This window comes from Pseudonocardia sp. 73-21, assembly GCF_001899645.1.
Classification (GTDB): Bacteria; Actinomycetota; Actinomycetes; order Mycobacteriales; family Pseudonocardiaceae; genus Pseudonocardia.
Window position 1 is genome coordinate 35,313 of sequence record NZ_MKVV01000080.1, and the last position, 11,924, is coordinate 47,236.

11 protein-coding genes are annotated in these 11,924 nt (G+C 73.3%); 4 read left to right on the top strand and 7 right to left on the bottom strand.

Annotated features, from left to right (window positions below; genetic code table 11):
• Window positions 1-56 precede the first annotated feature (56 nt).
• From pyrE to clpB, 4 genes are all read right to left on the bottom strand, one after another.
• Window positions 57-617 (bottom strand): orotate phosphoribosyltransferase, encoded by a 561-nt coding sequence (gene pyrE, locus BGP03_RS25025; RefSeq protein ID WP_296370475.1) that lies wholly within the window; start codon window positions 615-617, stop codon window positions 57-59.
• Window positions 614-1,387 carry an SDR family oxidoreductase gene (locus tag BGP03_RS25030; RefSeq protein ID WP_298797991.1) on the bottom strand — a complete coding sequence of 258 codons (774 nt, stop codon included), beginning with the start codon at window positions 1,385-1,387 and terminating at the stop codon, window positions 614-616. The genes pyrE and BGP03_RS25030 overlap by 4 nt, the downstream gene beginning before the upstream one ends.
• Before the next feature lie 79 nt (window positions 1,388-1,466).
• The gene (locus BGP03_RS25035) at window positions 1,467-2,132 is read right to left on the bottom strand and encodes a hypothetical protein (RefSeq protein WP_296370477.1); all 666 of its coding nucleotides are present in this window, start codon (window positions 2,130-2,132) and stop codon (window positions 1,467-1,469) included.
• 229 nt (window positions 2,133-2,361) lie between these two features.
• A complete protein-coding gene (clpB, locus tag BGP03_RS25040; RefSeq protein WP_296370478.1) occupies window positions 2,362-4,968 on the bottom strand; it encodes an ATP-dependent chaperone ClpB in 2,607 nt (868 codons plus the stop codon).
• Between the two features lie 123 nt (window positions 4,969-5,091).
• Between clpB and BGP03_RS25045 the strand changes: the two genes are divergently transcribed.
• On the top strand, window positions 5,092-6,285 hold the full coding sequence (locus BGP03_RS25045; RefSeq protein WP_298797994.1) for an ATP-binding protein: 1,194 nt from the start codon (window positions 5,092-5,094) through the stop codon (window positions 6,283-6,285).
• Window positions 6,282-7,301 carry a tetratricopeptide repeat protein gene (locus BGP03_RS25050; RefSeq protein WP_298797996.1) on the top strand — a complete coding sequence of 340 codons (1,020 nt, stop codon included), beginning with the start codon at window positions 6,282-6,284 and terminating at the stop codon, window positions 7,299-7,301. The genes BGP03_RS25045 and BGP03_RS25050 overlap by 4 nt, the downstream gene beginning before the upstream one ends.
• Before the next feature lie 53 nt (window positions 7,302-7,354).
• On the opposite strand, the gene BGP03_RS25055 is transcribed toward BGP03_RS25050, so the two are convergent.
• A complete protein-coding gene (locus BGP03_RS25055; protein ID WP_363094447.1) occupies window positions 7,355-7,915 on the bottom strand; it encodes a pyridoxamine 5'-phosphate oxidase family protein in 561 nt (186 codons plus the stop codon).
• A gap of 352 nt (window positions 7,916-8,267) precedes the next feature.
• On the opposite strand from BGP03_RS25055, the gene BGP03_RS25060 reads away from it, so the two are divergent.
• Complete coding sequence (locus BGP03_RS25060) at window positions 8,268-9,440, top strand: globin domain-containing protein (protein ID WP_296370482.1); 1,173 nt, start codon at window positions 8,268-8,270, stop codon at window positions 9,438-9,440.
• On the opposite strand, the gene BGP03_RS25065 is transcribed toward BGP03_RS25060, so the two are convergent.
• On the bottom strand, window positions 9,416-10,684 hold the full coding sequence (locus BGP03_RS25065; RefSeq protein WP_296370483.1) for a bifunctional 3,4-dihydroxy-2-butanone-4-phosphate synthase/GTP cyclohydrolase II: 1,269 nt from the start codon (window positions 10,682-10,684) through the stop codon (window positions 9,416-9,418). The genes BGP03_RS25060 and BGP03_RS25065 overlap by 25 nt on opposite strands.
• A gap of 108 nt (window positions 10,685-10,792) precedes the next feature.
• Here BGP03_RS25065 and BGP03_RS25070 point away from each other — a divergent pair, with 108 nt between their 5' ends.
• A complete protein-coding gene (locus BGP03_RS25070; protein WP_296370484.1) occupies window positions 10,793-11,332 on the top strand; it encodes a flavin reductase family protein in 540 nt (179 codons plus the stop codon).
• On the opposite strand, the gene BGP03_RS25075 is transcribed toward BGP03_RS25070, so the two are convergent.
• A partial coding sequence (locus tag BGP03_RS25075) for a hydroxymethylglutaryl-CoA lyase (protein WP_299737720.1) occupies window positions 11,287-11,924 on the bottom strand: 638 nt, incomplete at its 5' end. The genes BGP03_RS25070 and BGP03_RS25075 overlap by 46 nt on opposite strands.

The window sequence follows — 11,924 nt, forward strand, 5'->3', positions numbered from 1 at the left end:
GGCCAAATCGGTTGCGAGCAGGTTTCGTCTCGACGGGGGGCGCCGGACTCGGGCGATCAGCCCAATCCCAGGTCCGCCAGTCCGAGCAACGCGCGGTACGGGACGCCCTCGTTCTCGATCACCTCGCGGGCTCCGGTCTCGCGGTCCACCACGGTGGCCACGCCGACGACGGTGGCGCCGGCGTCGCGTGCGGCCCGGACGGCCGTGAGCGGGGACGCCCCGGTCGTGGAGGTGTCCTCGACGACCAGCACCCGGCGTCCGCTGATGTCCGGGCCCTCGATGAGCCGCTGCATCCCGTGCTGCTTGGTGGCCTTGCGGACCACGAAGGCGTCCACCGGGGGGGCGTCCGGGCCCTCGGCGGCCGCCGCGTGCAGGACGGCCGCGGCCACCGGGTCGGCGCCGAGCGTCAGGCCGCCGACGGCGTCGTAGTCCCAGTCGGCGGTGAGCACCCGCAGCAGGCGTCCGAGCAGGGGCGCGGCCCGGTGCTCCAGCGTGACGCGGCGCAGGTCCACGTAGTAGTCGGCATCGGCCCCCGAGGAGAGCGTGACCTTGCCGTGCACCACGCCGAGCTCCCGGACCAGCGCCGCGAGCTCCTCGCGGTCCCCGTGCGCGCTCATGTCCGCTCCCGTCCGCCGAGTGCCGCGAGCCGTCGCAGCAGCGCGCGGGGCAGCAGGTCCGCCACCGCGACGATCGCCTTGTACTGCAGGCTCGGCACCGACACCGTCCTTCCCTTGGCCAGGTCGGCCAGGCAGTCGTCGACCAGGCGTGCGGCGTCGAGCCACAGCGGTCCGGTCCGCCCACCGACGTCGATGCCGGCACGCTCGTGGAACTCCGTACGGACGTAACCGGGGCACAGCGCCATCGCGCGCACGCCGGTGCCCGCCAGCGATGCGGCGATCCCCTCGGTGAACGTGGTGACCCACGCCTTGTCCGCCGAGTAGGTGGACCCGCGCCCCGGGAGGAACCCGGCGACGCTGGACACGTTGACGACGGCCCCCCGGCCGCGGTCGACCATGCCCGGCAGCACCGCCCTCGTCAGCTGCAGCACCGCCGCGACGTTGACGTCGAGCTGGTGGGCCAGTGCGTCCGGGGCGATCTCGAGGAACTCACCGTGCGTCGCGAGCCCCGCGTTGTTGACGAGCAGGTCGACGGGGGCGACGTCGGGGTCGGACAGCCGCGCCGCCACCCGCGCGCGGTCCCCGGGGTCGGCGAGGTCGGCGGAGATGACCTCGACGTCGACCCCGCGCCGGCGCGCCTCCGCGGCCATGGCGTCGAGCCGCTCACGGTTGCGGGCGACGAGCACGAGATCGCGGCCGTCGGCGGCGAGACGGCGGACGAAGGCGGCACCGATGCCCGCGGTGGCTCCGGTGATCAGGGCGGTGGGCATCGCTAGACCTTAATGAGCCGTGCGGACGGGCGGCGCGGGCAGTGCCCGGGTCGGAGCGGTCGCTCGCGGGGGATCGGGTTCACTTGTCCAGGCGGTGGCGGGCGTTCTGGCCCTGCTCCAGCGCGGTGGCCACCTCGGCGAGGTCGGCGAGGAGGTCCTGCAGGCGCTCGGGCGTGGAGTCGAGCGGGGCCGTGGCCAGCACCCAGGACTCCTCGGCCCACAGCAGCTCGACGTCGTCGCCGACCGCGTCGCTGGCGTCGGCCAGTCGCGGGGTGAGCAGCGGGCGGACCGCCTCGGCGTCGGAGACGAACGCGTAGCGCTCACCGACGGGCTCCAGCAGGTCGAGCCCGGCGTCGTCGGGCAGCGGGGCCGACGGCAGCCGCAGCTCGACGGCTGCGGGCAGCTGGCCCTGCACCTGCACGGCGACGAGGACGGAGTTCAGCCGGCCCGCCTGCTCGTGGTCGAACACGTAGGCCTGGCGCGGGCCGTCCGGGGTGGGGACGTCGCCGCTGATCAGGTTGCGGGCCACGCCCGGGCCGCCCTGGTGGATGGTGCCGTAGCGCCAGCGGCTGGGCAGGACCGGATCGGTGTCGAGGAACTCCCATCCGCGCATGGCGGCCCACCGGCGCCGGTCCTTGACCGAGCTGCCACCCCCACCGCGCGAACGGTCGAAGAACAGCAGCGCAGCGCCGAGCAGCAGCGCGATGACCGCGATGACGAACCAGGTCGTCGACGAGAGGCCCACGGGCGGGAGCCTAGACCCGGAGCACCCCGATCACGGGGAACGCCACGATCACCCGAACGATCAATCCCGCGAGTCGGGGCCTGAACGTGCGCGAGTCGGGGTCTGGATGCGACCGAGTCGCGGCCTGGATGCGAACCGCCTCGGGAGAGACGTCGCACCAGGACCGCGACTCGATCGCACGGAGACCCCGACTCGCGGGCATGGAGACCCCGACTCGCGGGGCTTGGGGCTACAGCGTGACCGGGAGGGCCCGGCCCACGATCAGGCCACCCATGCCGCCGCCCGCGTTCGGATCGAGGTCGACCCGCACCGTGTCGCCCTCGCGGACGTCACCGGACAGCAGCTCCTTGGCGAGCTGGTCGCCGATGGAGGACTGCACCAGCCGGCGCAGCGGGCGCGCCCCGTAGACCGGGTCGAACCCGTTCATCGCCAGCCACTCGCGGCCCGCGTCGGAGACCTGCAGCGTCAGGCGCCGCTTGGCGAGCCTCGCTCGCAGGACGTCGAGCTGGATGTCAACGATGTGCGTCAGCTCGCTCGTGGACAGTGCGTGGAACACCACCACGTCGTCGAGCCGGTTGAGGAACTCCGGCTTGAAGTGCCGCTGCACGATCGCCATCACCGCGTCGCGGCGGCCGCGGTCGTCCAGGCTCGGGTCGGTGATCGACTGCGAGCCGAGGTTCGACGTCAGCACCAGGATCGTGTTGCGGAAGTCGACCGTGCGGCCCTGGCCGTCGGTGAGCCGGCCGTCGTCGAGCACCTGCAGCAGCGTGTCGAAGACGTCGGGGTGGGCCTTCTCCACCTCGTCGAACAGCACCACCGTGTACGGGCGGCGCCGCACGGCCTCGGTGAGCTGGCCGCCCTGGTCGTAGCCGACGTAACCGGGAGGGGCACCGACGAGCCGAGCGACCGAGTGCTTCTCGGAGTACTCGCTCATGTCGATGCGCACCATCGCGCGCTCGTCGTCGAACAGGAACCCCGCCAGCGCCTTGGCCAGCTCGGTCTTGCCGACGCCGGTGGGGCCGAGGAACAGGAACGAGCCCGTCGGCCGGTTCTCGTCGGCGATGCCCGCCCGGGCGCGGCGCACGGCGTCGGAGACGGCCCGCACGGCCTCGCTCTGGCCGACGACGCGCTTGCCGAGCTCGTCCTCCATGCGCAGGAGCTTGGCCGTCTCGCCCTCGAGCATGCGGCCGGCGGGGATGCCGGTCCACGCGCTGACGACGTCGGCGACGTCGTCGGGGCCGACTTCCTCCTTGAGCATGAGGTCCTCGCCCGTGGACGACGGCGCGGCCGCGAGCTTCTTCTCCAGCTCCGGGATGCGGCCGTAGCGCAGCTCGGCGGCCTTGCCCAGGTCGCCGTCGCGCTCGGCGCGCTCGGACTCCCCGCGCAGGTTCTCCAGCTGCTCCTTCAGCTCGCGGACGCCCTCGATCGCGCCCCGCTCGTTCTGCCAGCGGGCCGTGAGCGCGGAGAGCTCCTCCTTCTTCTCGGCCAGCTCGGCGCGCAGGGCGGCCAGCCGGTCGACCGACGCGGCGTCGGACTCCTTGGCCAGCGCCATCTCCTCGATCTCCAGCCGGCGCACGGAACGCTCGACGGTGTCGATCTCGACGGGCCGCGAGTCGATCTCCATGCGCAGCCGCGAGCCGGCCTCGTCGACGAGGTCGATGGCCTTGTCGGGCAGGAAGCGCGCGGTGATGTAACGGTCGGACAACGTGGCGGCGGCGACCAACGCGGCGTCGGTGATGCGGACGCCGTGGTGCACCTCGTAGCGCTCCTTGAGCCCGCGCAGGATGCCGATCGTGTCCTCGACGGACGGCTCGCCCACGTAGACCTGCTGGAAACGGCGCTCCAGCGCGGGGTCCTTCTCGATGCGCTGGCGGTACTCGTCGAGCGTGGTGGCGCCGACGAGCCGCAGCTCACCGCGGGCCAGCATCGGCTTGATCATGTTGCCGGCGTCCATCGCACCCTCGCCGGACGCGCCCGCGCCGACGATGGTGTGCAGCTCGTCGATGAACGTGATGACCTGGCCTTCGGAGTCGGTGATGTCCTTGAGCACGGCCTTGAGCCGCTCCTCGAACTCGCCGCGGTACTTGGCGCCGGCCACCATCGACCCGAGGTCGAGGGAGATCACGCGCTTGCCGCGCAACGACTCGGGCACGTCACCCGCGATCACCCGCTGGGCGAGCCCCTCGACGATGGCGGTCTTGCCGACGCCGGGCTCGCCGATCAGCACCGGGTTGTTCTTCGTGCGGCGCGAGAGCACTTGCACGACGCGACGGATCTCGGTGTCGCGCCCGATGACGGGGTCGAGCTCGCCCTTGCGCGCGCGCTCGGTGAGGTCGACGCCGTACTTCTCCAGCGCCTGGTAGGTGCCCTCGGGATCCGGGCTCGTGACCCGGCTCGACCCCCGGACCTTGCTGAACGCCTCACGCAGCGTGTCGGGCGTGGCGCCGTGGCGCTTGAGGAGATCGGCCACCGGACCGGGCGCGGACGCCAGACCGACGAGCAGGTGCTCGGTGGAGACGTACTCGTCGCCCATCTCGGTGGCGAGCTGCTGGGCGGACTGGATGGCGGTGAGGGACTCGCGGGACAGCTGGGGGGCACCGACCGTGGCACCGGCGGCGGAGGGCAGCCGGTTGCCCAGCTGCGTCAGGTCGGCGCGGACGGCGGACGCGTCGGCGCCGACGGCGGCCAGCAGGGGCGCGGCGATGCCGTCGCCCTGGGCCAGCAGGGCTCCCAGAAGGTGGGTGGGCCCGACGTCGGGGTTGCCGGCCAGGGCCGCCGCCTGCACGGCGGCGGAGATGGCCTGCTGGGTCTTCGTGGTGGGGTTGAACGAGTCCACCGGTGGGTCCTCCTGCGTTGTCTCTCGAGCTCCATCGTGCTCTCTGCCCGTACCAACGTCAGTAAAGTTGAGTGTGTTCCGCTCAAGCTGGCCGAATCTCACCGGATCGGGATACTGGACCCGATGCCTGACGACGCGCTGCTCACCAGCCTGCTCTCGGCCGTCGAGGCGGCCCCCGGCGACGTGCCTCTCCGGCTGCACGTGGCGGAGCTGCTCGCCGACCGCGGCCGCCTCCCCGAGGCCCTGGCGCACTGCACGCAGGCCATCACCCATGATGCAGCGAACCCGGCCGCGCTGGCGCTGCTCCATCGGCTGACCTCGGCGATCTCCACTCCCGAGCCGCCGGTGTTCGACTGGACGAGCGCCGAGGAGCAGGTGGCGGACATCGAGCCGCCCGAGTTCGCCCACGTCGAGGATCCCGCGCCCGCGCCCACCATCGAGGACATCGAGCGGCCCACCGTCACGCTCGCCGACGTCGGGGGCATGGAGCAGGTCAAGGAGCGCCTGGAGCTGGCGTTCCTCGGCCCGATGCGCAACCCGCAACTGGCGAAGGCGTTCGGGAAGACCCTGGCCGGCGGCCTGCTGCTGTACGGGCCGCCCGGGTGCGGCAAGACGTTCCTCGCCCGCGCCGTGGCCGGCGAGCTCGGCGCACGGTTCTACAACGTCGGCATCTCCGACGTCCTCGACATGTACGTCGGCGCCAGCGAGCGCAACCTCTCCCAGATCTTCGACGCCGCCCGCCGCAACGCCCCCTGCGTGCTGTTCCTCGACGAGATCGACGCGCTGGGCCAGAAGCGCTCGCACCTCGCGCACTCCACCAGCATGCGCAACGTCGTCAACCAGCTGCTCAGTGAGATGGACTCCCTCGGCGGCGCAGGAGACGGCGTGTTCGTGCTGGGCGCCACCAACCATCCGTGGGACGTCGACAACGCGCTGCGCCGCCCGGGCCGGTTCGACCGGATGCTGCTCGTGCTGCCGCCCGACGCCGCGGCGCGCGCGTCGATCCTGCGCTACCACCTGCGCGACCGGCCGGTGGCGCAGATCGACGTCGACAAGATCGTGCGGGCCACGGAGCATTTCTCGGGCGCCGATCTCGCCCACGTCTGCACCACCGCCGCCGAACGCGGGCTCGCAGCGTCGATGCGGGCGGGGCAGCTGCGCCCGCTGACCACGGCCGACCTGGAGGCGGCCGTGCGCGAGATCCGGCCGAGCACCGGGCCGTGGTTCAGCACCGCCCGCACCGTCACGGCGTTCGGCAACGCCGACGGGAGCTACGACGACCTGGCCGCCTACCTGCGGAAGAACAAGAAGTTGTGAGTACGGCCGCGCAGCGCGTCGAGTACCTGCGCGAGCTCGGGCGCTTCGACGACGCCGAGCGGGAGGCCCGTACGGCCCTCGCGGCCGAGCCACAGGACGCGACGCTGCTCGTGGCGCTGGCGGCGGTGCTGCTGGGCGCCGGGCGCCACGCCGAGGGCCTCGCCGCCGCGGACGCCGCCACGGCCGCCGCGCCGCAGGACGAGCGCGTCCACCGGCTCCGCGGGCTGCTGCTGTCCTACATGGGCCGCCATCACGAGGCCGTGCAGGCCGGCTACACCGCGGTGTCGCTCGCGCCGGAGGAGCCCTACGCCGCCACCGGTTACGCGCGGGTGCTGCAGCGGGCCGGGCGCCTCACCGACGCCATGACGGTGGCGCACCGGCTCGTGGCGCTCGCCCCGAACTCCGCCGCGTCCCACTTCCTGCTGGCCGACGTCGCCAGCGATCTCGGGGACAGGCGGACGGCCCGCGCGTCCTACGCCGAGGTGCTGCGGCTCGACCCGCAGCACGCCGCCGCCCGGCACGACCTCGCCGTCCTCGACGCCCGGTCGCACCGGCCCGCCCGCGCGTTGGCGGGGCTCGTCGACGCGGGCACGATGGACCCGTCGATGCCGCAGGTGCTGCAGACCGTCACCGCCGTGCTGTGGCAGCTGTCGTGGCGGCTGCGGATGTGGCTGGCCGTCGCCACCGTCATCGCGGTCTTCAGCGGTTCGGGCACGGAACCGTCCTGGTCCGCTCGCATCACCGCCGCCGCGATCCTGCTGGCCAGCGCCGCGCTGGCCTGGTTGACCGTGCGCGACCTGCCGGCCGGGACGCGGCCGGTGGTGCGGGCCGCCCTGCGCACCGACGGGCCACTGCGGTTCACCTGGATCGCCACCGGCGTGTGCCTGGCGGTGTACGCCGTGGTCGCGGTGACCGGGCTGCGGGTGCTCGTGGTGATCGTCTGGCTCGCCCTGGCCCTGCTCGGCTGGCTCACGCTCGGGGTGCGGATCGTCCGCTCCGCGCGCCGGCGGGGGTAGGGGGTGCGCATGGACGTGACGCGGACGTAACGCGGACGTGACGGTCCTGGGTCTCAGCGCAGCGTGCGCGACGAGAGGCCCGCGCCGAGATGGGTGGTGCTGGGGAACCGGCGACGCGCCCGCGGCACGCTCGGCGGCGTGCCCTTGGCGGCGAAGTAGTCGCCGCCCTTGCGGCGGGGGTCGTCGGTGCCCCAGGCCCGCCGCTGCGTGACCCGCTGCATGCGCGGGATGTGCTTGCGGCAGTGGATGTAGGCCTCCTCGACGTCGACCACGACCCAGCGCTCCGCCCGCGGTCCCGCCACGGCGTCGACGCGCCGACCGCGGTGGGCGGCCCGGAACGCCTCGTCGGTGACGATCCGCGCCGCGCCGTTGACGTGCAGGCCGATCAGGTCGTCCACGAAGTCGACCATCAGGAGCCCGACGTGGCCGTTCTCCGAGATGTTGCCGAGGCTCGCGTGCACCCCGTTGCCGCGGTACTCGGGATAGGCGAGCGTCCGCTCGTCGACGACCTGCAGGAACCCGGGGGGACCGGCCCGCAGGGACGCGTCGCACTCGCCGTGCGCGTCGGAGGACGCCACGAACACCATCTCCATCCTCGCCACGAACTCGATCATGGCAGGGAGTATCCGATCCCGGACCTGATCGGCGTAGAAACGGTTCGCGCGATCCACTGAGCCGAATGAACACTGCAGAGTGTGTTCACCGGACGAACCGGGTTGCACCCGTTCGGAGCAGCGACGGGGCTCGGCACCGGCCGCGAGGGGAACGGTGCGACGAACGGCACCACGGGCTCCGACAGGGGCTGGGACGTGCGAGGAACGACGGAGGGCCACACCCCTACCGTGCCATCCGGACGCCCGGGTGGCCATGGGGGGCGACGGCGCGCGCTAAGCTCACCGGTCAGGGCCGCCCCTTCCCCGTTGGGTGAGCCCTGCACGCGCCCCGAGGAGAGAGAGTCGGCCGTCGATGACCGCTGAACAGTTGCTCACCGCCGACCTTCCCGATGTCGGTGAGTCCCGCGGTAAGGCGTCCGGGCTGGTCGAGATCATCCGCACCAGCTTCGCCCTCGTGGAGCCGCAGTCGGAGGAGCTCGGACGGCACTTCTACGCCACGCTGTTCAGCACGGCGCCGGAGACGCGGGACCTGTTCCCCGTCAACATGGAGGTACAGCGCAGCCGGCTGCTCCGGGCGCTCGTCCACGTCGTGCAGATGGTCGACCAGCGCGAGGAGCTCGTCCCGTTCCTTCGGCAGCTGGGCCGCGACCACCGCAAGTTCGGCGTCCTCTCCCAGCACTACGACGCCGTCGGCGGCGCCCTGATCGCCGCCATCGGCCACTTCTCGGGCGACGCGTGGACCCCCGAGGTCAAGGGGGCATGGACCTACGCGTACGGCGTGGTCGCCAGCGCTATGCGCACCGCGGCCCAGGCCGAGCGCGGCCCGGCCTCGTGGCTCGGCCGGGTGGTCGGCCACCAGCGCCTGAGCTGGGACCTCGCCACCATCACCGTCCAGGCCAGTGAGCCGATCCCGTACCGGGCCGGGCAGTACGTCAGCGTCGAGACTCCGCAGCGCCCGCGCCTGTGGCGCTACCTGTCGCCGGCCAACGCCCCCCGCCCCGACGGCGTGCTGGAGTTCCACGTCCGCGCCGTCGACAGCGGCTGGGTCAGCCGGGCGCTGGTGGCCCACTCCCGCGTCGGTGACACCTGGCGGATCGGGCCGCCCATGGGCCGCATGCACATCGACCCCGCGTCCGACCGCGAGGTGCTGATGGTGGCCGGCGGCACCGGAACGGCGCCCGTCAAGGCGCTGCTGGAGGACCTCACCAACCGCCCGAACCCGCCCAGGACGCAGGTCTTCGTCGGCGGGCGCACGTGGGAGGACCTCTACGACTTCGGCGCGCTGCGCAAGCTCTCCTACAGCAACACGTGGCTCGACGTCATCCCGGTGGTGGAGAAGGACGAGTCGGCGTCCGGCGCCGAGCGCGGCACCCTCGCCGACGTCGTCACCCGGTACGGGGCGTGGGCCGACCACGACGTGCTGGTCTGCGGCTCACCGTCGATGATCCGCGCCACGGTGAGCCGGATGCTGGTGGCGGGCACGCCGCTCGACCGCATCCGCTACGACCCGTTCACGATGGACTGACCCGGGGCCTGGTGGCCCATCCGGTCCTGCTTGGTCCGCAGGTACCGGAGGTTGTGCGGGTTCTCGACGGCCGGCATCGCCACCCGGTCCACGATGTGGAGCCCGTGCCCGCCGAGCCCGCCGTACTTCGCGGGGTTGTTGGTGATCAGCCGGATCCGGCGCACGCCCAGGTCGGCGAGGATCTGCGCGCCGGTGCCGTAGCTGCGGGAGTCGACGGGCAGGCCCTGCGCGGTGTTGGCGTCGACCGTGTCGAGGCCCTGCTCCTGCAGGGCGTACGCGCGGATCTTGTGGGCCAGTCCGATCCCGCGCCCCTCGTGCCCCCGCAGGTACACGACCGCTCCGCAGCCCTCGTCCGCGATCGCCTTCAGGGCCTGCTCGAGCTGGCCGCCACAGTCGCAGCGCAGCGAACCCAGGATGTCGCCGGTCAGGCACTCGCTGTGCACCCGCACGAGAGCCCCGCGCTCGGAGTCGCCCGCCGCGGCGAGGTCCCCGAGGACGATGGCGAGGTGCTCGGTGCCGTCGAGGGTGGAGCGGTAGGCCACGGCCCGGAAGTCGCCGAACACCGTGGGCATGTGCGACGTGGCGACGTGCTCGACCAGGCACTCCGTCGCGCGCCGGTAGCGGACCAGGTCCGCGATGGCGAGGACGGGCAGCCCGTGCTCGGCGGCGAACGCCCGGAGCTGCTCGCCCCGGGACATCGATCCGTCGGGGGCGACGATCTCACCGATGACGGCCACCGGTCCCCGGCCGGCGAGGGCCATCAGGTCCAGGGCGGCCTCGGTGTGCCCGGCCCGCACCAGGACGCCGCCGTCCCGGCCCCGGAGCGGGAAGACGTGCCCCGGACGTCGCAGCTCCTCGGGGGTCGTGGCCGGGTCGGCGAGCGCGCGCAGGGTGCGCGCCCGGTCGGCGGCCGCCACACCGGTGCCGCTGTCGCGGTGGTCGACGGTGACGGTGAACGCCGTGCCGTGGGCGTCGGCGTTGTCGCGCTCGGCGACCATCGGCGGCAGGCGCAGCGCGTCGGCACGCTCGGCCGACATCGGCGCGCACAGGATGCCCGTGGTGTGTCGGACGACGAACGCCACCTGCTCGGTGGTGACCGTCGCGGCGGCCAGGATCAGGTCGCCCTCGTCCTCGCGGTCGGCGTCGTCGACGACGACGACCATCGCGCCGGCCGCGATCGCCGCGACGGCCTGCTGGACGGACCGCGTGGCGGGGAGGCGGCTGATGTCACCGGGCTCTGTCATGGTCGGACGCTACGATCCGCCGCGGCCCCCGAGCTATCCGCAGGCTGCGGAGCAGCGCTGCGAGCAGCGGATATCGCAGGGCCGGACGCGCTCCTACCGTCGGTCGGCATGGATGACGCGACACTGGACGCGACGGTCGGGCCGGCGCGGATGCGGGAGGTGCTGGGCCACTTCGCCAGCGGGATCGTCGTGGTCACTGCGGCGACGCCGGACGGGCCGATCGGGTTCACGTGCCAGTCCTTCGCGTCGCTGTCCCTCGATCCGCCGCTGGTCAGCTTCGCGCCCGCGCGGACGTCGTCGACGTGGCCGCGGATCCGCGAGGTCGGGCGCTTCTGCGTGAACGTGCTGGCCGACCACCACGAGGACCTGTCCGCCGCGTTCGCCCGCTCGGGCACCGACAAGTTCGCGGGGGTCGCGTGGGCGGCAGGCCCGTCCGGGGCGCCCGTCCTGGACGGCGCGTGCGCCTGGGTCGACTGCTCGCTGGCCGAGGAGTACGACGGCGGGGACCACACCATCGTCCTCGGACGCGTGCACGACCTCGACGCCGACGGGGCGCGGCTCCCGTTGCTGTTCCACCGCGGCGCGTACGGCGTCGCCCCAGGTCAGACCGGTCGGGGGAGCGGACGGGACGGTCCGCCCGCCCGGTAGAGGCTGCTCCCCAGCGGATGTCCGACCGCCCGCTCGACGACCGCCGCGGCCTCCAGGACGCGGCCGAGATCGAGCCCGGTGGGCACGCCCGATTCCTCCAGCAGGTACACGACCTCCTCGGTGGCGATGTTCCCGCTGGCCCCGGGCGCGAACGGGCAGCCGCCGAGGCCGCCGACCGACGCGTCGATCTGCGTGACGCCGATCTGGACGGCGGCCAGCACGCAGGCGATGCCGGAGCCGCGCGTGTCGTGGAAGTGCACGCCGACCTCGACGCCGGGGCAGGCCGCGCGGACGGCCTCCACCAGCTCCACCACCCGGCCGGGCACGGTGGTGCCGATCGTGTCGCCGAGGCAGAGCTGGTCGGCTCCGAGCTCGACGGCCCGGCGCGCGACCTCGACCGTGCGCTCGACCGGGGTACGGCCGTCGAACGGGCAGTCCCACGCCACCGCGATGATCGCTTCGCAGCGCCCGCCGGCGTCGTGGGCGAGCTTCGCGATGTCGGCGGTGGCCGCCACCGCCTCGTCGGTGGTGCGGCGGGCGTTGGCGAGGCTGTGGCCGTCGGAGGCGGAGATGACGTACTCGAGGTGCGGCA